The following is a 22,224-nucleotide window of genomic DNA, read 5'->3' on the forward strand; positions in this document are numbered from 1 at the left end:
TGGACGATGCGATCAGCCTACAGCGACAGCGTGGCCAGGTCGACGGGGACGTCTTCGGGATTGACCCCGCCCTGGATGCGCCAGGCGTTGCCCCCCTCGCGCTCCACCATGCTGGCCAGGTTCACCAGCGGGCGGCGCTGATAGGCATTGCCCTCGGCGTCCAGCAGCAGCATCACCACGGGCAGCAGGCGGTGCTTGGCATTGTTGGAGGCGACGATGGCGATCTGCCCGGAGTGCAGGCGCACCAGCGTGCCCACGGGATAGATGCCGATGCACTTGATGAAGTCCTCCATGAGGCCTGCACCGAAGTGGGTGGGCGCCTCCTTGAGCATCAGTGCCAGGGCATCGTTGGGCGGCATGCGGAAATCGTAGGCCGTGTCATGCGTGAGGGTGTCGTACATCTCGGCGATGGCGACGATGCGCGCGGGCTGCTTGAGCTCCTCGCCCTCCAGGCCGTCGGGATAGCCCATGCCGTCCACCCGCTCGTGATGGTGGCGGATGATGTCCAGCGCCTCGGCCGGCATGCCCGGCACCAGGCGCATCACGTTATAGCCCTCGACGGTGTGCAGCTTGACCTTGTCGTACTCCTCGTCGGTCAACGGCCCTTCCTTGTTGAGGATCGCGGGATCGATACGCACCTTGCCGATGTCGTGGAACAGCCCGCCGATGCCGGTCGCGTGCACCAGCTCGTCGGGCAGCCCCAGATAACGGGCGAACAGGGTGGAGATCACGCAGGCGTTCACCGAGTGGGCGGCGGCGGAGGCATCGGCACGCTTCAGCTGGCAGAGCCAGAGCGAGGCATCCGCGCTCACCGCGATGGAATCGATGATCGTCTCCACCAGCACCCTGGCCTCTTCCAGGCCCACGTTGCTGCCCAGGCGCGCATCCTCCATCACCTTGTCGATGTAGGCATGCAGGTCCTCGCGCGCCCGTTCGGCGCGGGTGATCTCGCGGGTGAAGTCCACCACGATGGGATCGTCCGCCTTCTCGCCTGCGCCGCGGCCCCTCTCGTTGACCTCGCGCAGCCGGGCAATGCCCTTGAGCTGTCGCTCGCGGCTGCCCTCATCGGTGGAGCGCATCACGTCGATGAAGACATGCCGGCAATGCCGGGCAATCTCCCGGATGTCGTCCTCGGACTCGATGCTGATGCCCTCGAGCAGGAACGGGGTCTCCAGCCAGGGTCGATCCAGATCGCAGACATACATACCCACTGCAAGCTCGTCGACGCTCAGGCGCTGCTTCATCACCTTCATGGACGTCCTGCCCCCGGTAACCATCATTTGTTGTAGATGGGACGATACTTAAGCCCGCCGGGGCGGCAAGTCAACCACGCGCAGGACGCGCGCGCACAAACCACCGACGAAACCCGGACATGTGTCAGGCCTGCCGGCGTTGTGCTTCCTGACCGGGTAAATAGCCGAGCGCCTGCAGGGAGTCACCCAGCTCGTCATCGAAGACCTGCATCTGCGCCGGGTGCATCTCGCGCAGATAACGGGCACGCGACTGTGTGGTGACGTGCTGGTGTTCGGTGATCTTGTAGTCTCCGCCATGACGGCGCTTGAAACGGGGGAAGGGGAACAGCGTCTCGTGCGACAGGTCGAGGTGATCCAGGAGCGCCTTCACCGTGGGCACGGGACGGGAGACCAGGTCCTCGTAGCGCAGCAGATACCAGCGCTGCGGGTGGTCGAAGTAGTGGCGGTAGATACGCTGCCAGCGACGCAACAGGCCGAGATCGATGCCCTCGCGCCGCTCGCCGCGCCGCCACATCAGGTAGGCATAGCCGGATTCTATGGTGGAGAGGTAGCTGTCACGCGGGTCGCGGGTCAGCCAGATGAAGCGGTCGAAGTGGCGATAGAAATCCACGCGCCGCTGCAGGTAGAGCACGTCCATCGGCTTGATGCAGATGCTGCGCTGCATCGCACCACCCGTGACGCAACGCCACAGGGCGGGGATGGAGCTCAGGTCGCCATAGGCGTCGATGGCGCTGTGTCCGTCCAGGATGTGCTGCAGCAGCGTGCTGCCACTGCGCATGGAATAGCCGATGAGGATGCGCATATGCCGCATGACCGTGTGATCTCACACGGCATTGTGCCGCCGGGATGTTACGCGCCTATTTCACCAGCGGCGTCACCGTGTCCATCACCAGCGGCAGGAACAGCACCACGGCAATGGTGACCACCACGATGGCGAGCAGGTTCAGCCACAGGCCCGCCCGCGCCATCTGCGGAATGGTGACCTGGCGGCTGCTGAAGACGATGGCATTGGGTGGCGTGGCCACCGGCAGCATGAAGGCGAAGGAGGCCGACAGTGCGACGGCCGCCATCAGGAACAGCGGATGCGTATCCGTGGCCATGGCAAACCCCGTCATCACGGGGAGCAGCAGCGAGGCGGTGGCCGTGTTGGAGGTCACCTCGGTGAGGAACTTCACCAGCGTGGCCACGGCCAGCACGGTGAGCAGCAGCCCGGTGCCCTGCAACACCGTCAGGCGCGTGCCGATCCACGCGGTCAGCCCACTCTCGGCGAAGGCGCTGGCCAGGGCAAAGCCACCGCCGAACAGGATGATGATGTCCCAGGGGATGCGCACGGCGCTCTGCCAGTCGAGCAGCATCCTGCCCCGTTTCCAGTCGGCCGGGATCACGAACAGGGCCAGTGCCCCCAGCATGGCGATGCTCGAATCCGCCAGCAGGGCGAGGCCCGGCAGGTCGAACAGGCCACGACCGATCCAGGCCAGCACCACCAGCAGGAACACGACAAGTACGCGCCGCTCCTGCGCTGTCATCGGCCCGAGCGCCGCGATCTGCCGGTAAATCGCGGCATCGCTGCCGCCGGGGCTTTGCATGTGCTGGCGAAAGGCGATCCGCGTGAGATACAGCCAGGTGAGCAGCAGCATCAGCAGGGACACGGGCAGGCCGAACAGCATCCACTCGGCGAAGCCGATCTGGTAGCCATAGTGCTTCTCCAGCACACCGGCGAGTATGGCGTTCGGCGGGGTTCCGATGAGCGTGGCCACGCCGCCGATGGAGGCCGCATAGGCAATGCCCAGCATCAGTGCCGTGCCGAAATCGGTACGGGCCCGCTCCTGTTCGTTGCGCGCGGGATTCACGCCGCTCATCTGTGTAAGCACGGCCATGCCGATGGTCACCATCATCATCGCCGTGGCGGTATTGCTCACCCAGGACGACAGAAAGGCCGTGGCGAACATGAAACCGAAGATCACCCGGCGCGGACTGGTGCCGACCAGGCGGATGGTATGCAGGGCGATGCGCTGATGCAGGCCCCACTTCTCGATGGCCACGGCGATGAGAAACCCGCCCAGGAAGAGATAGATGATGTGATCCGCATAGGCCAGCGTGACCTGCCCGGTGGGCATGACGCCGAGCAACGGGAACAGGGCGATCGGCAGCAGGGCCGTGGCCGCCACGGGCAGGGACTCCATCAACCACCAGGTCGCCATCAGTGCCGTCACCGCCGCCACCCGCATCGCCAGCGGCGGCATGCCCTCCGGCAACGGCATGAGCAGCAGCAGCAGAAACAGGGCGGGGCCCAGGAAGAGGCCGATGCGCTGGTGCGGGGTCATGCGGACGAATGACTCATGGAACACCCGGGGACCTGCGGACCGATTGCATGCCGCTAACGCAGCAGCAGCGCGATCCCCGAACCCAGCAGGATCACGGCAATGCCACGACGGAACTGCTCCGGCGTGATGCGCGTGTGGATGTGACCACCGACATACATCGCCACCATCATGATGGGCAGCGCCATGACGACCAGCAGCAGCATCTCGAAGTTGTAGAAGCCCGAGGCCAGATAGCCGATCTGGCGGCTGCCACCGTCGATCAGGAAGACCACCGCGATGCTGGCACGGAAGGCCGCCTTGTCCAGGCCGCGTGCATGCAGGTACATGACGTAGAACGGCCCCCCGGTACCGAACAGCGTGCCGACGAACCCGCCCATGCTGCCGGCCGGCACGGCCCAGAACCGGGTGCGGCCCGCATGCGGCTCGCGTCCGAAGAGACTGTAGACGGCATAGGCGAGGATGAAGGCGCCGAGCACCTTGAGCAGCAGCTGCGCATCGACGGTCTTGAAGATATACAGCGCGAGCAGCACGCCGGCGAAGGTGAAAGGCAGCAACGGCAGGATCTCGCGCCAGCGGATCTGCCGCCGGTTGCTCACGCCGTGTCCCAGAGAGGCCAGGTAGTCGAGCAGGCCGATCATGGGCACCACGACCTGCAGCGGCAGAAACAGGGCCAGCAGCGGGATGGAGATGAGACCGGAACCGAAACCGGTGATGCCACGCACCGTGTAGGCCAGCACCAGAATGGCGGCTGCCAGCACGAGATCCAGTGCGTCGAGTGTGTCGATCATGCGGCGTCCAGGGCAGGGTTCGGGTGAGCGGCCAGTCTAGCAGTGCGCCCGTCAGCCCACCAAGGGCAGGTCGACATAGAACACGGTGCCAACGGGGCGGTTTGCATGAAACCCGATAGCTCCGCCGTGGTGCTCGACCAGGGCACGCGCAATCGACAGTCCCAGGCCGGTGCCGCCCAGTTCGTTGTCCACGGCCTGCGTAAAGGGCTCGAAGACATGGGCATGGAATTCCGGGGGGATGCCCGGCCCGCGATCGGCCACCGTGACGCGGGCCGGCGACGGATCGGCACGCCTCACCTCGATCGTCACCACGCTGTCGGCCGGGGCGAACTTGGCGGCATTGGAGAGCAGATTGGCCAGCACCTGCAGGAGACGGTTGGCGTCGCCGCGCACGACCAGCTTCTCTGCCGACAGCCTACAGTCGAACTGCACCCGGTGTCGCGCGGCAAAGGGCTGCTGCTGTGCCACACCCGCGCGAACGAGTTCGCCGAGGTCGATACGCTCCTCGGCGAACTCGAACTTGCCGGCCACGATCTTCTGCATGTCCAGCAGGTCATCGATGAGGGTCTGCAGCCGGTCGCAGTTGCGCGTGGCCAGCGACAGCAGCTCGGACCCGGCATCCGACAGCGGGGAAACCGCACCGGCCTCCAGCAGCCGCAAGGCGCCACTGATGGAGGTCAACGGCGTGCGCAGCTCGTGGCTGACGGTGGAGACGAACTCGGCCTTGAGCTCCTCGGCACGGCGTTTCTCGGTGAGGTCGCGCTCGATGGCGGCGAAATGCGTTACCCGGCCATGCGTATCGCGCAGCGGCATGATCTGCATATCGAGCCAGTAGCTGCGGCCGTCGCGGTCGTAGTTGAGCACCTCTTCCCTCACCGGCTCGGCACGCTCGAGGGCGGCGCGGATACGGTCCAGGGTCGCGCGATCGGTATCGGGCCCCTGCAGGATGCGCGGGGTCTGACCGAGGGCCTCTTCGCGCCGGTAACCCGTGAGGCGGGTGAAGGCCGGGTTGACATAGGTGATGACGGGACCGGGCTCGTCCAGGGGCTCGGCCCGCGTCAGGATGACGATGTCGTTGGCATGTTCGATGATGGCGCCCAGCAGATCGCTGTCGACCATCGACTGCCTGTCGTCACCTGTGCCTGAGCCGCTCACCCGGCCTCCGCTATCTGCCGCGCCAGAGCACGTGATAGAGATCGTGCCGGCGGTCCTTCATGTTCTGCACGGTGCCATTGTTTCGGGCCTGCGTGAGCGTCTCCGGGCGCAGGTCGGCAATGGCCACGGTCTCGGCATTCGGCGTGGTATCGGCGGCGATACCGTCCCGGGCGAAGGGGAAGTCGCAGGGCGTGAGGATACAGCTCTGGGCGTACTGGATGTCCATGTTGGCGACGTTCGGCAGGTTGCCGACGTTGCCCGACATGACGACGTAGAACTGGTTCTCCACCGCACGCGCCTGGCAACAGTAGCGCACGCGCAGATAGCTCTGCCGCTCATCGGTGCAGAATGGCACGAACAGGATCTGCACGCCCTGATCGGCGAGATGCCGCGCCAGCTCCGGAAACTCGGAGTCGTAGCAGATGAGTACGCCGATGGGGCCGCAGTCGGTGTCGATGGCGTGCACGTAATCGCCGCCCTCGATGTTCCACCAGTAGACCTCGTTCGGCGTGGGATGGATCTTGGGCTGTTCGTGGATCTCGCCGTTGCGCAGGAAGACGTAGGAGATGTTCTCCACCCGGCCGCTCTCCACCCGCGTGGGATGCGAACCGCCGATGATGTTGATGTTGTAGCGCAGGCTCAGGTCATGCAGCGCCGCCTTGAGCCGGGGCGTGTACTCGGTGAGCGACTCGATGGCTTCGGCCGGCGAGAGCTCCTGGTTCTCGATGGACAGCAGCTGCAGCGTGAACAGCTCGGGAAAGACGACGAAGTCGCCCTCGTAATCGGCCACCACGTCGACGAAGTATTCGACGATCTCCATGAACTCCTCGAAGGACTGCACGCGGCGCTGCATGTACTGCACGGTGCCGATACGCACCCGGTCCGGCATGTCCTCGTGGCGTTTGCGTCGATGCGTGACGGCATCCTCCGTCGGCAGGTTGGGGTTGCGCCAGACGAGGTGCACTCCATATCCCAGCGACTCGCGATCCTGCGTGTCGTAGTTCTCGATCACCCCCTGCACCTCGAAACCGTTGCGCAGCTGAAAGGACAGCACGGGGTCGCGCTGGCGCTTCTGCTGCACCTGCTCGATGTAGTCCTCGACGCTGGCGAATTTTTTCAGCCGGCGGGACAGGGAGGGCAACCGGCCGACGAAGACGATGCCCCGCAGCTCCTCGTCCTGGCAGAGCTTCTTGCGCGCGTTGTAAAGCCGCTGCCCGATGCGGTAACCGCGGTAATCCGGGTCGACACAGACCTCCATGCCGTACAGCCACTCGCCCTTCGGGTCGTGGCGCGAGGCATAGCCGTTGCCGGTGATCTCGGCCCAGGTATGCGGCCTCAGCGCGAGCTCGCCGCCGATGCGGAAGGTGGCACAGTAGCCCACCACGCAGTCGTCCGCCAGGGCCACGAACTGACCCATCGGATAGTTGTTGATCTGCCCGGTGATGGCGGCCTTGGTATAGCCGTGCTGCCCGGCCTTGCCGTAGACCCGCGCGGTGAGCGCGGCGATCGCAGCGGCATCGCGTGTGGTGGCGTTGCGTATCTCCAGGCGGCTGCGCGGGTTGGCGAGGGGCGAGGGCTTGCTCGGGGTGGTCATGGATGCGGGCTCCGTGAGTCTTGCGGGGTGGCGCTATGTAAACACAGCACACCGCCCGGCGCGAGGCCGGGCGATGACGCCTCAGCCCAGGATATGGTGCTTGCCGATCACCCGCACGGTGGTGGCCTTGGGGCCCTGCTCGCCCTGTTCCTCGTCGAAGCGCACCTCGTCGCCGATCTCCAGCCTCTCGAAGTCGGCATTCAGTACGCTGTTGCGATGAAAATAGATATCACGGCCGTCCGAGGTGAGGATGCGCCCATAGTCCTCCATCGGCACCAGGCTGGTCACCTGGCCATGCGGCGGGGTCTCGTGGTGCTTCACCTGCTGCTTGCGTCGGCGCATTGTTTCCTCGAGCTGGCGCTCGAGGGCATCGAACACGTCCCGCACCACCACGTAGGGGTCCTCGTGGGCCCCATGCTGGTCCGGACTGCGGGTGACGGCGATCTCGTGCCCGGGCAGGGTGACGTCCACACTGATGCGGTAATGCACGCCCTTGTGCTTGTGCTGGTGTGGCGCGTCGACCACGACACGACAGCTCATGATGTTGGGCGCAAACTGCTCCAGCTTGTCCGCCCGCTCGCGTATGCGCGTATCCAGCGCCTCGGACTTCTCCATGTGTCGATAGGTGATCTGTAACGGTAGTTGCATGGCGTTACCTCAAGGACTCGCCCTGTTGCACAGGGCCATTACCCCTGCGCCGTATTGCACAACCCGGCGCCCCAAGTGCCGAAACCCTAGCGGCCGCTGATCGACTCGACGATATAACCGCCGGACTTCTCGTCGCGCCTCAACGTGAGCAGCTTGCGCGTCTGCGCCTCTTCCAGCATGTCGCTGAAACTGCGGAATCCATGGTAGCTCTCGTTGAATCCCGGCTTGCGTCGCTTGATGAGCTGCTTGACCATCGACCCCCAGACCTTCTCTTCCTCGCCCCGCTCCTCGATCAGGTCCTCCACCGTGGCGACGATGAGCTCCAGCCCCTCCTGGCGGCGCTGCTCCTCCTCGTTCACGGGCTTTGCAGCACTGCTCTTGCCCGCAACCTTCTTCTTCGCCCGCTTCGGCCGTTTCTCGTCGCGCACCAGGTCATCGTAGTAGATGAACTCGTCGCAGTTGGCGGTCAGCAGGTCGGAGGTGGAATTCTTGACCCCCACGCCGATCACGGTCTTGTTGTTCTCGCGCAGCTTGCTCACCAGGGGCGAGAAGTCCGAGTCGCCGGAGATGATGACGAAGGTGTCCACGTGTGACTTGGTGTAGCAGAGGTCCAGGGCATCCACCACCATGCGGATGTCGGCCGAGTTCTTGCCCGACTGGCGCACGTGCGGGATCTCGATCAGCTCGAAGGCGGCCTCGTGCATCGCGGCCTTGAATTCCTTGTAGCGGTCCCAGTCGCAATAGGCCTTCTTCACCACGATGTTGCCTTTCAGCAACAGCCGCTCCAGCACCTTCTGGATACTGAAGGCCGAGTAGTTGGCGTCACGCACGCCGAGGGCCACGTTCTCGAAATCGCAGAACAGGGCCATGTTGCTGGTTCGATTCTTGTCCATGCACGCTTCCTGTGGGGGCCGGCTCAGTGGGAGGGTCGCGACTGCAGCGCATCCAGGTCGGCGATGACCTCACGGCTGTGGGTCTTTGCATTCACCCTGGGATAAATCTGCGCGATACGACCCTGCGGGTCGATGATGTAGGTCACGCGACGCGCCATGCGCAGCGGCCAGATGCCACCCAATGCGCCATAGGCCGTGGTCACCTGGTGCTCGGTGTCGGCCAGCAGGGGGAATGGCAGGCCGTACTTCCCGGCAAAGGCGGCGTGGCTCTCGGCCGAGTCCACGCTCACACCCAGCACCCGCGCACCGCGCTCGCGCAGGGCGAAGTAGTCGTCGCGGAAGTTGCAGGCCTCGGTGGTGCAACCCGGGGTGTCGTCCTTGGGGTAGAAATACAGCACCACCCACTCGCCACGGTAATCGGCCAGGCGCCGCTCGGTGCCGTGCTGGTCGGCGAGTGTGAAACCGGGGGCGGGATCACCGATGGCCAAGCCGGTCTCCGCGGCCAGGGCCGTCAGCGGCAGGAACAGGGCGAGGACGGACAACAGCTGCCTGGTCATGATTCGTCATCCGGGGGTTACGGGTCATGTCCCGAGCGTGACACAGGCGCTGCGCCCGCGCCAGTATCGATGCCATTCGGCCCCGGATAAGCCCCTGAAATAAAAGGCCAACTCGTGTATAATGCGAAAGCTGATACATGGCTCACTGCTGGCAGCAGTCCTTCAACACCCTCTTTACCCGCCTCGTCGGCCCGGTCTCGCCCCGGCCACTCACCACATCGGCGCGGTCCTGCCAGCGCAATACACTCACTCACGACATCAGGCATCGTGCGAGTGGCAGGGGTCTGGCCACCATGATGCACAGGAGATTTTTTGCATGGCGAAAGAAGAACTCATCGAGATGGAAGGCGTCGTCACCGACGTGATGCCCGACCAGCGTTTCCGCGTGGAGCTGGAAAACGGCATGGAAGTGCAGGCCTATGCGGCCGGCAAGATGCGCAAGTTCCGCATCCGCGTGGTCACCGGCGACAAGGTGAAGCTGGAGATGTCACCCTACGACCTCACCAAGGGTCGCATCAGCTACCGCTACAAGAACTGATCCCCTTCAGCGTGCAGGCCCCGGCGCATGCCGGGGTGCCGGCGCTTGCAATACCCCGCCTGGGGTCGACAATGGGCCCATGTCCCGTCGATCCGCCACCACGCTCCACCTTCTGCTCGTCTTCCTGCCCCTGGTCGCCACGGCGCAGCCGCTGTTCGACGCCCACCTGCACTACAACGCCGAGGACGCCCGGCAGTACCGCCCCGGGCAGATCATCGAGATCCTCCAGCGAGCGGAGGTGCCGGCGGCGGTGGTGACGAGTCGTCCCCCCACGCAGGTGCTGGCGCTGCATGCGCTGGCCCCGGAACGCATCGTGCCGTTGCTGGGGGTGTATCGCCAGCCGGCCGACAAGGAGACCTGGCACCAGGACGCCACCCTGCCGGCGCGGGTGGCAGGGGCCCTGACCGACCCGCGCTGGGCCGGCGTGGGCGAGCTGCACCTCTTCGCCCCGCAGCGCCAGAGCCCGGTGTTCCGCCGTATCGTGGAACTGGCCACCGCACGCGGCCTGCCCCTGCAGCTGCATACCGACCCCGCCACCCTGGACAGCCTGTTCGACCACGCCCCCGGGGCCGTGGTGCTCTGGGCCCACGCCGGGGCCTATCCCTATCCGCCGCTGCTGCGCGACTACCTGGCGCGTTACCCGAATCTGCACATCGACCTCTCGGTACGCGACGGGCGCATCGCCCCCGACGGCAGGCTCGATCCCGCCTGGGAGCAGCTGTTCCTCGAGTATCCGGCGCGTTTCCTGGTCGGCGTGGACACCTTCAGCACGGGGCGCTGGGGCGACTACGGCGACGTCGCCGCGACCATCCGCCGCTGGCTGGCCGAGCTCCCGCCCGAGGTGGCCGCGGCACTGGCCTGCGGCAACGCCGCCCGGCTCTTCGACCGCCCGGTCTGCTCGCCTCAGCCGTAGCGCCCGTCGATGCGCGGGCGCACCAGCATGGGGGCGTAGACCACGACGAAGAGCCCGAACCCCGCCAGCCACAGCCCCTGCGAGATCCCGATCCAATGGACATGCCACGCTGACAGCAGCAGGGGGCCCAGCACCCGGACCATCGCACCCAGCACCACCAGCGCCAGCATCCAGGTCACCGGGCGGGGCGGGGCGAAGACGTTGCGCCCGGTATGCCCCAGACTCACCCGGCACATCATGCCCAGGGTCACGAGCCCGATCCCGCCGTAGGCAAAGGCATGCAGGGCGGCAAAGCCGTCCAGCGGGGTGTACTGCCCCAGGGCATACAGGGCAAAGCCCAGGGCCAGCCAGGCCAGGGCGAGGTACAGGCTCCACAGCAGCGGCTTGCGCCAGATATCCGGGTGGTGCCAGTCGTAGAGGCGCACCGCCTGCAGCAGCGCGAGCAGCAGGGCGATTCCCCCCGCGAGCTGCGGCCAGGACGGCAGGAGCTGCAGGACCACGAAGACCACGGCCAGCACCACCGTCCCCACATCCACCCACAGCCGGTTGCGGATCGCGGCCGGCCCGTCCACTCCCTTCTCGATGAAGAAGGGGATCACCCGCCGCCCCATCACCAGGATCAGCAGCACCACCAGGTACAGCCCGGCATGGATACCGAGGCGTTCGCCACCCGCCAGCCCACCGAACAGGCCGGCGTAGAAGACGAGGTGGGCGAGGGTGAGCACCAGCGGCAGGGCCATGACCGGCAGCTGCTTCCACTGCCGCGCCTTCAGCACCGGATGCAGTACCGCGATGAGCAGGGCCAGGTTGAAGGCCAGGTCCAGCACGGCCATGAGCGCCACGGCACCGGGCACCCAGGCCAGCACCCGGGCCGCCACCCAGAACAGGGCCAGCAAAAGCAGCGGCATGCCATGGGCGGTCTGCACCCCGGTCCAGTTGCGCACGGCCGTGAGCAGGAAACCGGCGATCACCGCCAGGGCATAGCCGAAGACCATCTCGTGGGCATGCCAGAGGGCGGGCGGCAGGCCCATGGGCAGGATCGTTACCGCACCGTGATACAGCCAGGCCCACAGCCCCATGGACACCAGGGCGTAGACGCCGGCCAGCAGGAAGAAGGGCCTGAAGCCCAGGTGCAGCAGCGAGACACGGTAGTTGCCCGACTGTTCGATGTTGAGCATGACGTCCCCCCGTCGCAGGCGATGAGGTTAGCCTAACCAAAACAACTATCTGAATTACATGTTCTGGATCAAGGCCTGACGCCTCAGGCCGCCCGCGTGACGTCCGGGCGATGCTCGGTCGGCGGTCCCAGGGGCGGCAGCCCGTGCCGGGCACGGGCGCGATTGCAGGCCTCGTTGGGCTCGCCGTCCTCCCAGGCCACGCGGAACTCGCGGCAGGTACTGGAACGCTGCGGGTAGATGCGACAGGCGACGTTGCGCCCGATCTCGCCCTCCAGGGCGCAGCAGCGCGGTTCGGGCTGGGCGGTGCCCTGCATCACACGCCGGTGGGCATTGAGGCGCGCTGTCAGCTCGGCCGGCACGGTCCCGCCCGGGGCGTCGTCTGCCTCGGCCCAGTAGAAGGACACACGGAAGGTGGCGCAGCAGGCGCCGCATTCCACGCAGGGATTGATGGCAGTCACGGTGTCGTCGGACGACATGACCACGGTCTCGAGTCGTGAGGATAAGGTTGCTACGCCGATCGCGGACGCGGCGGCGGTTACGCGGATTCTGCGGCCATCGCCGGCCCGCCCGCAAGGAGATTTTGCATGCGCCTCAGGCCGTCAGGCGTTCCAGCTCGGCCAGGTATTGCAGGGCCTGTTCGCGCGACACCCCGCACATCACCGGCTCGGGCCGCAGCCCGCTGCAGACGGCAGGGCGCGAAGGCTGATTGAACAGCCGGCAACGTCCTTCGGCATCGAGCTGCACACAGGGTACGCCGGCGGGCTTGCCCTGCGGCATGCCGGGGATGGGCGAACTGATGGAGGGCGCGATGCAGCAGGCACCGCAACCGCTGCGGCAGGACAGGGAAGGGGCATCCATAAAGGGCGCTGTGTCAGCAATGTCAGCTAAGTCGCGCATAAGACGCTGAATAACATCCGGAAGTTGCGCATCATGGATAGTGGTAACGCGTATAATTTGCCGATCATCCATCTGCCGCGGCGTGACATAGATCCGGGTCTTGCCGCAGACATCAGAACAAGAGCCGCACATCTTGCCCCAGGACCGCCCCGACCGCCATCGATACCGCCGCCAGTTGGCGTTCGTCCCGATACTGGTCACCTGGACCGCGGCGTGGGCGGCACCCGACCCGCACCCCCTGTTCATGGCCGAACATGCCTGGCTCATCGCCCTGCTGGTTCTCACCGCCCTGGGCCTGATGGCACTGGCCACGGTGGTCGCCTACATCGCCCGACTGAACCGCCGCCTGCGCCAGAACGAGGCGCGCCACCGCGTCATCTACGAACACGCACCCGTGGCCTTCATGCTCTGGGACCATCACCTCAACGTCACGGGCTGGAACCGGCATGCCGAGGCGCTCTTCGGCTGGACCCAGCAGGAGATCATCGGCCGGAAGTTCACCACGCGCCTGATCCCGGACGAGGACATGGACACCTGCAAGCGCGTGATCCAGGATCTGATCCGCACCGGACAGACCATCGAGTGCACCATCTGGAACCGCACCCGCGACGGCCAGCGCCTGCTCTGCGAGTGGAAACACACGCCGCTCTACGACAGTCATGGCCTGATCGTCGGCTTCGCCTCGCTGGCGCTGGACATCACCGACCGCCATCGCGCCGAGGAGGCGCTACGTGCCAGCGAACAGAAATTCCGCCTGCTGGCGGAGAACGCGGTGGACGTGATCTGGACCCTGGACATCGAGGGTCGTACCACCTACATCAGCCCTTCGGTGGAGCGCCAGCGCGGCTATCGCCCCGATGAGATCATCGGCCTGCCACTGGAACAGACGCTTACCCCCGAGTCGCTCAGACTCGCGCAGCGCCTGCTCACAGAGGTACGCGAGACCGGCGAGCTGCCCGAGAGCCACCTGCACGTGGAGCTGCCCCGCAAGAACGGCTCCACCGTCTGGGTCGACGTCACCGTCTCCTGCCTGCATGACGATGCCGGCGCGATCACGGGCTTTCTCGGCATCAGCCGCGACATCACCGAACAGCGGGCCACCGAGGAGCGGCTGACCCACATGGCCCATCACGATCCGCTCACCGACCTGCCCAACCGCGCCCTCTTCTTCGATCGCCTGGGCATGGCCATGGCCCGCGCCCTGCGCGAGGACAGCTCGCTGGCGCTGCTGTATATCGACCTGGACGGCTTCAAGGAGGTCAACGACCTGCAGGGGCACGAGGTGGGGGACTATGTGCTGCGCAAGATGGCCAGCCGGCTGCGGCAGAACGTGCGCGAGGTGGACACGGTGGCCCGCATCGGCGGCGACGAGTTCACCGTGATCGTGACCGGCGTGCGCACACCACAGGCCGCCTACCCGGTGGCGGAAAAACTCCTGCATGCCCTCGCCGAGCCGCTGCTCCTGAGCAACGGTCGGGAGATCCGTCTCGGCGCCAGCATCGGTCTGGCACTCTATCCCGCCGACGCCCAGACCAGCGACGAACTGCTACGCCGGGCCGACCAGGCCATGTATCGCGTCAAGCGCGACGGCAAGGGCGGCTATCAGCGCGCCGAGTCTTAAGAAGGCCGGGGACAGGACGCCCCCGGCAACAGGAGTAGGATTACAAGCGTTCGCCAGCCGACCCGGTTGCAGCTGCATCCAGGGCGACGCCGGCAGGGTCGCCACGCCATCCGTGATACTGCGCCCTGCGGAGCAGCGCCAGTCGCTGCACGTAACGTGTCGCATCGACGGCATCCTCGAAGAACGCATAGCCCTCCCTGGCATCGTGACGACGGGCATCCCCGGTGATACGGAGCGATTGAGACATCGGAGGAGATCCCTGGTCGGCTGACGGATACAGCCTAGTGCCCGCCGGTTGCAGTCGTATGACAGGCGCATGGCGCAGTAATGACGCCGGCTAGAGGGTCTCGGCGGGCACCTCGGCCGGCAGGGCGCAGGCGAGATCCGGTGGCAGCGTGAGCGACATGCCCACCGGCAGATGATCCGAATAATGCACGGGATAGACCCGGGTCTCCTCCACCTGCAGGTGGGGCGTCACCAGGATCTGGTCATAGCAGCGGGTCGGCCGCCAGCTCGGGAAGGTGTGGGTGTCGTGGTGCGGGTCGGCCAGATGGGTGGCGTCCACCAGGCGCCGCACCTCGCTGCTGGTCGGCCGGCAGTTCATGTCGCCGAGGACGATGGCGAACTCGTGGTCCTGCAACACCTCGGCGATGTAGGCGAGCTGCGCCGCCCGCGTCTTCTGCACCAGCGCCAGGTGCACCTGCACCACCACCAGCGGGTTCTCCCGGGTACCGAAGTGCGCCTCCAGCGCCCCACGCCCGGGCACCGCCCCCGGCAGCTTGTGCTCGATGACCGTGTGCGGCGGCATGCGGCTCAAAAGCCCCATGGAATGCTTGGCGAAGCGCCCGAAGTTGCGGTTGGTCTGGCTGTACCAGTTGGAGAAACCGGCCTGCTCGGCCAGGTACTCGGTCTGGTTGATGAAGGTGCTGCGCAGGCTGCCCGCATCCACCTCCTGCAGACCCACGATATCGAAGTCGCTGATGAATTCGGCGATGCGATCCAGGTTGTCCTGCCGCCCCCTGTAGGGCAGCACATGCTTCCAGCTGTTGGTCAGGAAGTGGTGGTAACGGCTGGACTGGATGCCCACCTGGATGTTGTAGCTGAGCACCCGCAGCCGCGGCCCCGGGCCGGGCAGGCGCTGGTCGGTGGGGGTGCTGGGGGTCTGATCGGTCACGATGCGATTATACGCGGGGGTGGGGGGAGAGGTGTGAGGCGATGGGCGATTTTCATCTCACACCTCACGCCTTGCGGTCCCCAGCCCTACTCCAGAGGCACCAGCTCGCCGAGCTTCTGCGTGAGCTTGAGGTTCTCGGAGTAGTCCACCGGGCAGTCGATGACGGTGACGGTGTCCTCGGCCAGGGCCTTTTGCAGGACCTCGGCCAGGCTGCCGTGTTCGCCGACCCGGTAGCCCTTCGCACCGAAGGCCTCGGCGTATCTGACGAAATCCGGGTTGGTGAAGTCCACGTGTGCCGGGCGGCCGAAGCGGTTCATCTGCTTCCACTCGATGAGGCCGTAGGCATTGTCGTTCCAGATCAGGATCACCAGCGGCAGCTTGAGGCGCATGGCGGTCTCGATCTCCTGCGAGTTCATCATGAAGCCGGCATCGCCGGTGACCGCGACCACGTGTCGCTGGGGCGCCACCAGCTTGGCGGCGACGGCGCCGGGCACGGCAATGCCCATGCTGGCGAAGCCGTTGGAGATCAGGCAGGTGTTGGGGTATTCGCAGCGGAACATGCGCGCCATCCACATCTTGTGGGCCCCCACGTCGCAGACGACGATGTCCTCGAGATCCAGGGCGGTACGCAGGTCCCAGATGAGCTTCTGCGGCTTCACCGGCACGCAGTCGTCATCCTTGTGCTCGTTCATCTCGTCGATCAGTGCCTGGCGCAGGGGGCGCAGCGGGCTGCCTTCGTGCGGCGTGGCCAGTTCGCCGATGCGCCGCAGGCTCTCGCCGATGTCGCCGACCAGCCCGGTGCGCACCGTGTAGTGGGCGTCCACCTCGGCCGGCGTCTGCGCGATGTGCACGATGCAGCGGTCACGCCCCGGGTGCCAGAGGTGCGGGTGGTACTCCACCAGGTCGTAGCCGATACAGATGATGACGTCGGCCTTGTCGAAGCCCAGCGCGACGTGGTCGCGGGCCTGCAGCCCGGCGCTGCCCAGCGCCATGGGATGGCGGAAGGGGATCACGCCCTTGGCCATGAAGGTGTTGGCCACCGGGATGCGCAGCTTCTCGGCGAAGACCGCCAGGGCCTCGCTGGCACCGGCACGCACCACGCCGTGCCCGGCCAGGATCATCGGCGCGCGGGCGTTGGAGATCACGTCGGCCACTTCGGCCACACGGGCATCGGAGGCGTAGGGGGCATGCATGGTGATGACCGGCAACGGCGCGGCGTCGGTGGTCATCTCCGCGACGTTTTCCGGGAACTCGATGAAGCAGGCACCGGTCTTCTCGCTCTGCGCGAGCTTGAAGGCCTTGCGTACCACCTCGGGCACGATGCCGGGCTCGAGGATGCGCGAGGCGTACTTGGTGATGGGCTGGAACATCTGCTGCAGGTCCAGCACCTGGTGGGATTCCTTGTGCAGGCGGTCGGTGGAGGCCTGGCCGGCCACGGCCACCAGCGGGGCGTGGTCGAGGTTGGCATCGGCCACACCGGTGACCAGGTTGGTGGCCCCCGGCCCCAGGGTGGACAGACAGACCCCGGCGCGGCCGGTGAGCCGGCCGTAGACGTCGGCCATGAAGGCGGCGCCCTGCTCGTGGCGGGTGGTGACGAAGCGCACCCGGCTGTCGAGCAGGGCGTCCATCACGTCCAGGTTTTCCTCGCCGGGTACGCCGAAGACGTATTCGACGCCCTCGTTCTCCAGGCAGCGGACGAAGAGTTCGGCCGCCTTCACCGCTGTCCGGCTTCCTGCCGGATGAGGTAGTCGGCCACGTCCAGCATCTCCGGATAGCCACCGGCCAGCGAGGCGGTGATGCGGTACTTGCCGGCCACGACCAGGGCCGGCACGCCGCTGGCCTGGCTGGCGCGGCCGATCTCGAAGGACTCCTGCAGGCGCCCACGGATGGCGGGGTCGTTGAAGGCCTGCGCAAATGCCTCGGTGTCCAGACCCAGGCTGCCGACGAAGCGCACGATCTGGTCGGGCGTGGTCAGGCGACGGCGCTGCACGTGGATGGCCTGGAACATGGGGCCATGGATGGTCTCCACCTCGCCGATGGCCTCGGCCGCATAGTAGGCCTGGGCATGGGTGGTCCAGTGCGGGTTGAGCACCGCCGGCACGCGCAGGAAGCTGACGTTGTCCGGCTTGTCCTTCAGCCAGGCCTCCAGGTGCGGCTCCAGCGAGAAGCAGTGCGGGCAGCCGTACCAGAAGAGTTCCAGTACCTCCACCTGGCCGTCGGGGCTGCGGGTCTGCATGGGCGGCTCGATACGCTCGTAGTGCGCCCCCTCGATGTATTCCTCGGCCATCGCCAGCGGCAGTGACAGCATCAGGAGCAGGCCGGCAAGGCCCAGGGTCCAGTTTTTCATCACGGCATCCTCGGTGTGTTGCGTGGTTTTCCGATGGTGTCACCGGCGCCGCGTGGCGCCGGTGACAGGGACGTTAGACGGGCAGCGGTGAACCCGGCGTGAACCGCCGGGATCAGAGCTCGCCGTAGGAGTGCAGGCCCGAGAGGAACATGTTCACGCCGACGAAGGCGAACAGGGTGACGAACAGGCCGACGATCGCCCACCAGGCCATCGGCTCGCCGCGCCAGCCCTTGGTAAAGCGCATGTGCAGCCAGGCCGCGTAGTTCAGCCAGACGATCAGCGCCCAGGTCTCCTTGGGGTCCCAGGACCAGTAACCGCCCCAGGCCTCGGCCGCCCACATGGCGCCGAGAATGGTGGCGATGGTGAAGAAGGCGAAGCCCACCGCGATGGCGCGGTACATGACATCGTCCATCAGCTCCAGCGACGGCAGGGCGCGGTAGGCGCGTTCGCGCAGGCTCAGCCAGCCGATGAGGCTGAGGCCGGCCGCCCAGGCCAGTCCCTTGCCGACCGCGAACAGCAGCAGGCCGGCGCTGAGCTCGGCATCCTTGAGCCCGGTGGCCAGCGACCAGCCGCCGATCACCAGGAAGATGGCCACGGGCACGATCACCGCCAGCTTGCGGCTGGGATGGTCGTGGTGGTACTTGAGCAGCCAGGCGGAGCCCACCATCGCCGCCAGGGCGAAGGCGCCATAGCCGACGAAGTTGGCGGGTACGTGGATCTTCATCCAGTAGCTCTTGAGCGCCGGCACCAGCGGCTCGATGACGTGCGCATCGCGGGTGAAGTGGTACCAGAGCAGGAAGGCCACGGCGGCGCTGATCACCAGCATCACGAAGCCGCCCAGGGCACGGCTCCTGTAACGGCCCTCGTAGTAGAGATACATCAGGCCCGTGATCAGGCAGAAGAGGATGAAGACCTCATAGAGGTTGGAGACGGGGATGTGGCCGTACTCCGGATTGATCAGGTAGGACTCGTACCAGCGCACCAGCATGCCGACCAGGCCCATGGTCAGCGCGCTCCAGGTGATGGCGGTGGCGACCTTGCCGGTGAACTCGTTGCTGGTGAACAGGGCGAGGAAGTAGGTGACGGTGGAGAGCACGAACAGGGCGCTCATCCACATGATGGCCGACTGCGAGGAGATCAGGAACTTGAGAAAGAAGGAGGATTCCGCCAGCTGGTGGAAGGCGGTGCGTCCCATGCCGAAGTCGTCACCGTAGAGCCACAGGGCAAAAAGGCTGATCAGTGCACTGACGATCAGATAGGGACGGGCTGGCTTCCAGAACCAGCCCAGCCAGATCAGCGCCGGGGCGGTGCCGAATAGGATGCCGATCTCGTAGACATCCATGTTGCTGTGGTATTCGCCATAGGCCCAGACCGTGCCGATGACCACCAGCACCGCCCAGATCCAGTCGAAGGCGCTCAGGCGCTTGATCCAGGACTCGCGTTCCAGCCCGGAAAGGGCCTCGTTCGGGACGGACATGCTCACTCCCCCATGATGTCTCAGCCACCCCGCGGGGGCCGCCTCAGGCCTTGAACAGGCCGAACAGCGACTCCTTCAGGCGGACGAATTGTTTGTCGAATTCCAGCACATTCCGATTGGAGGTGCCAGCGAAGATCACCCGGCTGCCGCGCTCGGTCGGCTCCACCCACACCCACAGGCGGCGGTGCGCCAGGTAGAACAGCAGGAAGATGCCGATGGTGAGCATCACGCTGCCGAAATACACCAGATCCTTGCCGGGTGACTTGGTGATCTGCAGGCCGGAGGCCTCCACCTGCTCGAAGTCTGACAGCTGGATGTAGTAAGGGTTTCCATAAAACGGCAGGCTGGCGAGCGCGCCCACCGCATCGTCGAAGAACTGCCAGTCGGCATCCGCCGGCGCCACGCCGCGGTCGGCCAGCACGCGCAGATAGAGCGCCTGCATGGCGGAACGCCACAGGGTCATGAGTGAATTGGCCGCCTCCTGCTGGGACTCGGACGGGACATTGGTGACGATGTCCTGCTCGATGGCCTCGAAGCCCCCCTCGCCGAACAGCTCCAGCATGCGGGCCATCAGGCTGGCCAGCTGCTCGCGCAGCTCCGGCGTGACCGGCTCCGGCGAGCGCTGCAGGCTGGCCATGGCCGTGGCCTCGGCGATCTCGCGCACCGCGCCCGGGTTCTGCAGGTAGGCCAGCATCGCCATGAACAGCTCGGGCGTGCCGTTCTCGTCGGCCGGGATGTGCAGGTAGCGGAAGTCCTCCGCCTGACTCTCGCGCACACCGCTGATGTAGAAGAGTCGGCCTTCCTGCTCCACCGGGGCCATGTAATTCATGAACTCGCGGGCCACGCCGGTTTCGTCACGCATGCGGAAGGTGAAGGCCGGCCCCATGTTGCGCTGCTGCGTCTCCCCCTGTTCGTCCACCACCGGGTTGATGTTGAACAGGCGGAAATCGGCCAGCTCCAGGCGCATGGTGCCGTCGGCCGTCTCGACCGGATAGGTCTCGAATACGCGCCCGGTGAGCGCCACCGGTTCGTTCTTCTGGGTATCCAGCGGCCACAGGCGCAGGCCGAGCTTCGAGCCGCCGTCGCCGAAATTGGACTGGTAGATGGCATGCCCGCGGTAGACCAGCGGGTGGTTCACGGCGATGGTCTGTTCCAGCGGCTGCTCGAGCTGGTCGTCGTGGATGACGAGATCGCTCTCGAAGGACTTGGGCTGGCCGTTGTCGTAGTGCTCGACACGGAATTCCTTCACCTCCACGGCGAAGGGCAGTTCCTGCACGAAATAGCCCTCGCGCATGGGCAGGAAGACGATGTTGGCCCGCGTGCCCTCGGGGATGTCCACGCTGCCGCGGAACGACATGTTGCCCGGGCCGATGCGGCTCTTGTCCGGCACCTGGGAGGCCGGGATGTCGCGGGTCTCGATCTCGCGGGTACCCATGGTCTCGGAGATCTTGAGCGGCAGCTGCCCGTCCATCAGCCCGCCGATGCAGATGATCACGATGGCCACATGGGTGAAGAAATAGCCCAGGCGGTTCCATCCGCCTCGCATGCCCGCCAGCACCCGGTGGTCGCCGTGGTCCTTCTCGCGCATGCGATAGCCCTCGACGGCCAGGAAGCGCGCCGCCAGCTGCGTGACCTCCTCGGGCGAGGCGGACAGCTCGCGCTCTTCCACGTGGCGGAAGGTGCGCAGGGACTTGGCCTTGGCACTGAGCCGGAAGCTGCGCATGTCGCGCACCATGCCCGGGGCGTTGCGGTAGATACAGACGCTGGTCGACAGCACCAGGAAGCCGAGGATCACCACGAACCAGGTGGCCGAATACACATTATAGAGATCCAGCGCCAGGAACATGTCGTGCCAGAAGGGCCCGAACTTCAGAATGTAGTCGGCGTAGGGCTGGTTCTGCTGCAGCACCGTGCCGATCACCGAGGCGATGGCCAGGGCCACCAGCAGGGTGATGGCGAGGTTCATGGAGCCCAGGAACTCGACCAGGATGGAGGCGACGGAACGCGAGGGGCGGGCGGCGGCGGTCTTGGTGCTCATGCAATCAACTAAGGGCGCTGTCTGACGTGTAGCGCGACATCATACCGCAGAATGAGGGCAAGACACCCCAGGTTTTCTGTGGACAAAAGAAAAGGGTGGCCGAGGCCACCCTTTCCGTTTTCTGCCCTGCGGCTTGCGATCAACGCAGGCCGGCGATGTACTCGGCGACGGCGTCGATTTCCGCGTCGGTCATCTTGGCGGCGACGTTGCGCATCATCTTGCCGGCATCGTTGGCGCGCTCGCCCGCACGGAAGGCGCGCAGCTGGGCGGCCGTGTACTTGGCGTGCTGGCCGGCCAGGGCCGGGAACTTGGCGTCCGGGTTGCCGGCGCCGTTCGGACCGTGGCAGGCCATGCAGGCGGCCACGCCGGAGGCGGTATTGCCGCCACGGTAGATGGCCTTGCCCAGCTCGACCTTGGTCTCGTCGGCGGTGCCACCCTTGATGGTCTGGCTGGCGTAGAAGGCGGCCAGGTCCTGCATGTCCTGGTCGCTCAGGCCGGCAACCTGGCCCGCCATGATGGCGTTGGCGCGCTCACCGGACTTGAACTGCTTGAGCTGCTTGTAGAGGTATTCCTGGTGCTGGCCGGCCAGCTTGGGAAAATCGGCGCTGGCGCTGTTACCATCCGCACCGTGGCAGGCGGCGCAGGACTGCGACTTGGCCTTGCCGGCGGCGGCGTTGCCAGCGGCCAGCGCATTACCGGCGACGGAAAGACTCAGGCTCGCGAGAGCGATCATCAGCAGCTTTTTCATTTGGAAAGGCTCCTCGAGTAACGAATTTGGGATTTTTGCGCTGGTCTTGGGGACCCCCGACAAACGGGGTGCTGCAAAAAT

Annotated in this window: 22 protein-coding genes; 3 read left to right on the forward strand and 19 right to left on the reverse strand. The window is 66.0% G+C overall.

The genetic code is table 11. The annotated features are described in order from the left end of the window. Window positions 1–17 precede the first annotated feature (17 nt). The 9 genes from HUJ28_08000 to HUJ28_08040 all read right to left on the reverse strand — a co-directional run bounded on the left by HUJ28_08000 (window position 18) and on the right by HUJ28_08040 (window position 9,212). The gene (locus tag HUJ28_08000) at window positions 18–1,253 is read right to left on the reverse strand and encodes an HD-GYP domain-containing protein (GenBank protein MBD3619400.1); all 1,236 of its coding nucleotides are present in this window, start codon (window positions 1,251–1,253) and stop codon (window positions 18–20) included. A gap of 124 nt (window positions 1,254–1,377) precedes the next feature. After that, entirely contained in the window at window positions 1,378–2,064 is a 687-nt protein-coding gene (locus tag HUJ28_08005; protein ID MBD3619401.1) for a sulfotransferase, read from the reverse strand. 46 nt (window positions 2,065–2,110) lie between these two features. Further along, the gene (locus tag HUJ28_08010; GenBank protein MBD3619402.1) at window positions 2,111–3,577 is read right to left on the reverse strand and encodes an SLC13/DASS family transporter; all 1,467 of its coding nucleotides are present in this window, start codon (window positions 3,575–3,577) and stop codon (window positions 2,111–2,113) included. Window positions 3,578–3,630: 53 nt separating this feature from the next. After that, entirely contained in the window at window positions 3,631–4,365 is a 735-nt protein-coding gene (locus HUJ28_08015) for a sulfite exporter TauE/SafE family protein (GenBank protein MBD3619403.1), read from the reverse strand. Window positions 4,366–4,416: 51 nt separating this feature from the next. After that, window positions 4,417–5,484, reverse strand: coding sequence for a PAS domain S-box protein (locus HUJ28_08020; GenBank protein ID MBD3619404.1), 1,068 nt, complete (start codon window positions 5,482–5,484; stop codon window positions 4,417–4,419). Between the two features lie 46 nt (window positions 5,485–5,530). After that, entirely contained in the window at window positions 5,531–7,114 is a 1,584-nt protein-coding gene (locus HUJ28_08025) for a GNAT family N-acetyltransferase (protein MBD3619405.1), read from the reverse strand. 81 nt (window positions 7,115–7,195) lie between these two features. Then, window positions 7,196–7,762, reverse strand: a complete 567-nt coding sequence (locus HUJ28_08030; GenBank protein MBD3619406.1) for an HPF/RaiA family ribosome-associated protein — start codon at window positions 7,760–7,762, stop codon at window positions 7,196–7,198. Between the two features lie 86 nt (window positions 7,763–7,848). Then, window positions 7,849–8,655 carry an NYN domain-containing protein gene (locus tag HUJ28_08035; protein MBD3619407.1) on the reverse strand — a complete coding sequence of 269 codons (807 nt, stop codon included), beginning with the start codon at window positions 8,653–8,655 and terminating at the stop codon, window positions 7,849–7,851. Window positions 8,656–8,678: 23 nt separating this feature from the next. After that, window positions 8,679–9,212 (reverse strand): peroxiredoxin, encoded by a 534-nt coding sequence (locus tag HUJ28_08040; GenBank protein MBD3619408.1) that lies wholly within the window; start codon window positions 9,210–9,212, stop codon window positions 8,679–8,681. 316 nt (window positions 9,213–9,528) lie between these two features. Between HUJ28_08040 and infA the strand changes: the two genes are divergently transcribed. After that, entirely contained in the window at window positions 9,529–9,750 is a 222-nt protein-coding gene (infA, locus tag HUJ28_08045; GenBank protein ID MBD3619409.1) for a translation initiation factor IF-1, read from the forward strand. Between the two features lie 79 nt (window positions 9,751–9,829). After that, window positions 9,830–10,663 (forward strand): amidohydrolase family protein, encoded by an 834-nt coding sequence (locus HUJ28_08050; GenBank protein MBD3619410.1) that lies wholly within the window; start codon window positions 9,830–9,832, stop codon window positions 10,661–10,663. Here HUJ28_08050 and HUJ28_08055 read toward each other — a convergent pair. The 3 genes from HUJ28_08055 to HUJ28_08065 all read right to left on the reverse strand — a co-directional run bounded on the left by HUJ28_08055 (window position 10,654) and on the right by HUJ28_08065 (window position 12,699). After that, window positions 10,654–11,841, reverse strand: a complete 1,188-nt coding sequence (locus tag HUJ28_08055; GenBank protein MBD3619411.1) for an NnrS family protein — start codon at window positions 11,839–11,841, stop codon at window positions 10,654–10,656. The genes HUJ28_08050 and HUJ28_08055 overlap by 10 nt on opposite strands. A gap of 83 nt (window positions 11,842–11,924) precedes the next feature. Next, window positions 11,925–12,299 (reverse strand): YkgJ family cysteine cluster protein, encoded by a 375-nt coding sequence (locus HUJ28_08060; GenBank protein ID MBD3619412.1) that lies wholly within the window; start codon window positions 12,297–12,299, stop codon window positions 11,925–11,927. A gap of 133 nt (window positions 12,300–12,432) precedes the next feature. Next, window positions 12,433–12,699: a YkgJ family cysteine cluster protein gene (locus HUJ28_08065; protein MBD3619413.1), complete on the reverse strand. Its 267-nt coding sequence runs from the start codon at window positions 12,697–12,699 to the stop codon at window positions 12,433–12,435. 283 nt (window positions 12,700–12,982) lie between these two features. On the opposite strand from HUJ28_08065, the gene HUJ28_08070 reads away from it, so the two are divergent. Beyond that, entirely contained in the window at window positions 12,983–14,359 is a 1,377-nt protein-coding gene (locus HUJ28_08070; protein MBD3619414.1) for a PAS domain S-box protein, read from the forward strand. Window positions 14,360–14,399: 40 nt separating this feature from the next. Here the strand turns inward: HUJ28_08070 and HUJ28_08075 are convergent, their stop codons facing one another. From HUJ28_08075 to HUJ28_08105, 7 genes are all read right to left on the reverse strand, one after another. After that, the gene (locus HUJ28_08075; protein ID MBD3619415.1) at window positions 14,400–14,606 is read right to left on the reverse strand and encodes a hypothetical protein; all 207 of its coding nucleotides are present in this window, start codon (window positions 14,604–14,606) and stop codon (window positions 14,400–14,402) included. Window positions 14,607–14,696: 90 nt separating this feature from the next. Beyond that, on the reverse strand, window positions 14,697–15,536 hold the full coding sequence (locus tag HUJ28_08080) for an endonuclease/exonuclease/phosphatase family protein (protein MBD3619416.1): 840 nt from the start codon (window positions 15,534–15,536) through the stop codon (window positions 14,697–14,699). An 83-nt stretch (window positions 15,537–15,619) separates the two neighbouring features. Then, window positions 15,620–17,251 (reverse strand): acetolactate synthase large subunit, encoded by a 1,632-nt coding sequence (locus HUJ28_08085; GenBank protein ID MBD3619417.1) that lies wholly within the window; start codon window positions 17,249–17,251, stop codon window positions 15,620–15,622. Continuing rightward, complete coding sequence (locus tag HUJ28_08090) at window positions 17,248–17,880, reverse strand: thiol:disulfide interchange protein DsbA/DsbL (GenBank protein MBD3619418.1); 633 nt, start codon at window positions 17,878–17,880, stop codon at window positions 17,248–17,250. The genes HUJ28_08085 and HUJ28_08090 overlap by 4 nt, the downstream gene beginning before the upstream one ends. A 112-nt stretch (window positions 17,881–17,992) precedes the next feature. Further along, on the reverse strand, window positions 17,993–19,357 hold the full coding sequence (gene ccsB, locus HUJ28_08095) for a c-type cytochrome biogenesis protein CcsB (protein MBD3619419.1): 1,365 nt from the start codon (window positions 19,355–19,357) through the stop codon (window positions 17,993–17,995). A 43-nt stretch (window positions 19,358–19,400) separates the two neighbouring features. After that, window positions 19,401–21,323: a cytochrome c biogenesis protein ResB gene (locus tag HUJ28_08100; protein ID MBD3619420.1), complete on the reverse strand. Its 1,923-nt coding sequence runs from the start codon at window positions 21,321–21,323 to the stop codon at window positions 19,401–19,403. A gap of 211 nt (window positions 21,324–21,534) precedes the next feature. Further along, complete coding sequence (locus tag HUJ28_08105; GenBank protein MBD3619421.1) at window positions 21,535–22,143, reverse strand: cytochrome c4; 609 nt, start codon at window positions 22,141–22,143, stop codon at window positions 21,535–21,537. Window positions 22,144–22,224 lie beyond the last annotated feature (81 nt).

This window comes from Chromatiales bacterium (assembly GCA_014762505.1).
Classification (GTDB): Bacteria; Pseudomonadota; Gammaproteobacteria; order SpSt-1174; family SpSt-1174; genus SpSt-1174.

Excerpts from the sequence above, each read along its gene's own strand:
- HUJ28_08000 (MBD3619400.1), bottom strand. The coding sequence starts at position 1,253 with ATGAAGGTGATGAAGCAGCGCCTGAGCGTCGACGAGCTTGCAGTGGGT.
- HUJ28_08005 (MBD3619401.1), bottom strand. The coding sequence starts at position 2,064 with ATGCGGCATATGCGCATCCTCATCGGCTATTCCATGCGCAGTGGCAGC.
- HUJ28_08010 (MBD3619402.1), bottom strand. The coding sequence starts at position 3,577 with ATGACCCCGCACCAGCGCATCGGCCTCTTCCTGGGCCCCGCCCTGTTT.
- HUJ28_08015 (MBD3619403.1), bottom strand. The coding sequence starts at position 4,365 with ATGATCGACACACTCGACGCACTGGATCTCGTGCTGGCAGCCGCCATT.
- HUJ28_08020 (MBD3619404.1), bottom strand. The coding sequence starts at position 5,484 with ATGGTCGACAGCGATCTGCTGGGCGCCATCATCGAACATGCCAACGAC.
- HUJ28_08025 (MBD3619405.1), bottom strand. The coding sequence starts at position 7,114 with ATGACCACCCCGAGCAAGCCCTCGCCCCTCGCCAACCCGCGCAGCCGC.
- HUJ28_08030 (MBD3619406.1), bottom strand. The coding sequence starts at position 7,762 with ATGCAACTACCGTTACAGATCACCTATCGACACATGGAGAAGTCCGAG.
- HUJ28_08035 (MBD3619407.1), bottom strand. The coding sequence starts at position 8,655 with ATGGACAAGAATCGAACCAGCAACATGGCCCTGTTCTGCGATTTCGAG.
- HUJ28_08040 (MBD3619408.1), bottom strand. The coding sequence starts at position 9,212 with ATGACCAGGCAGCTGTTGTCCGTCCTCGCCCTGTTCCTGCCGCTGACG.
- infA (MBD3619409.1), top strand. The coding sequence starts at position 9,529 with ATGGCGAAAGAAGAACTCATCGAGATGGAAGGCGTCGTCACCGACGTG.
- HUJ28_08050 (MBD3619410.1), top strand. The coding sequence starts at position 9,830 with ATGTCCCGTCGATCCGCCACCACGCTCCACCTTCTGCTCGTCTTCCTG.
- HUJ28_08055 (MBD3619411.1), bottom strand. The coding sequence starts at position 11,841 with ATGCTCAACATCGAACAGTCGGGCAACTACCGTGTCTCGCTGCTGCAC.
- HUJ28_08065 (MBD3619413.1), bottom strand. The coding sequence starts at position 12,699 with ATGGATGCCCCTTCCCTGTCCTGCCGCAGCGGTTGCGGTGCCTGCTGC.
- HUJ28_08070 (MBD3619414.1), top strand. The coding sequence starts at position 12,983 with ATGGCCGAACATGCCTGGCTCATCGCCCTGCTGGTTCTCACCGCCCTG.
- HUJ28_08075 (MBD3619415.1), bottom strand. The coding sequence starts at position 14,606 with ATGTCTCAATCGCTCCGTATCACCGGGGATGCCCGTCGTCACGATGCC.
- HUJ28_08090 (MBD3619418.1), bottom strand. The coding sequence starts at position 17,880 with ATGAAAAACTGGACCCTGGGCCTTGCCGGCCTGCTCCTGATGCTGTCA.
- ccsB (MBD3619419.1), bottom strand. The coding sequence starts at position 19,357 with ATGTCCGTCCCGAACGAGGCCCTTTCCGGGCTGGAACGCGAGTCCTGG.
- HUJ28_08100 (MBD3619420.1), bottom strand. The coding sequence starts at position 21,323 with ATGAACCTCGCCATCACCCTGCTGGTGGCCCTGGCCATCGCCTCGGTG.
- HUJ28_08105 (MBD3619421.1), bottom strand. The coding sequence starts at position 22,143 with ATGAAAAAGCTGCTGATGATCGCTCTCGCGAGCCTGAGTCTTTCCGTC.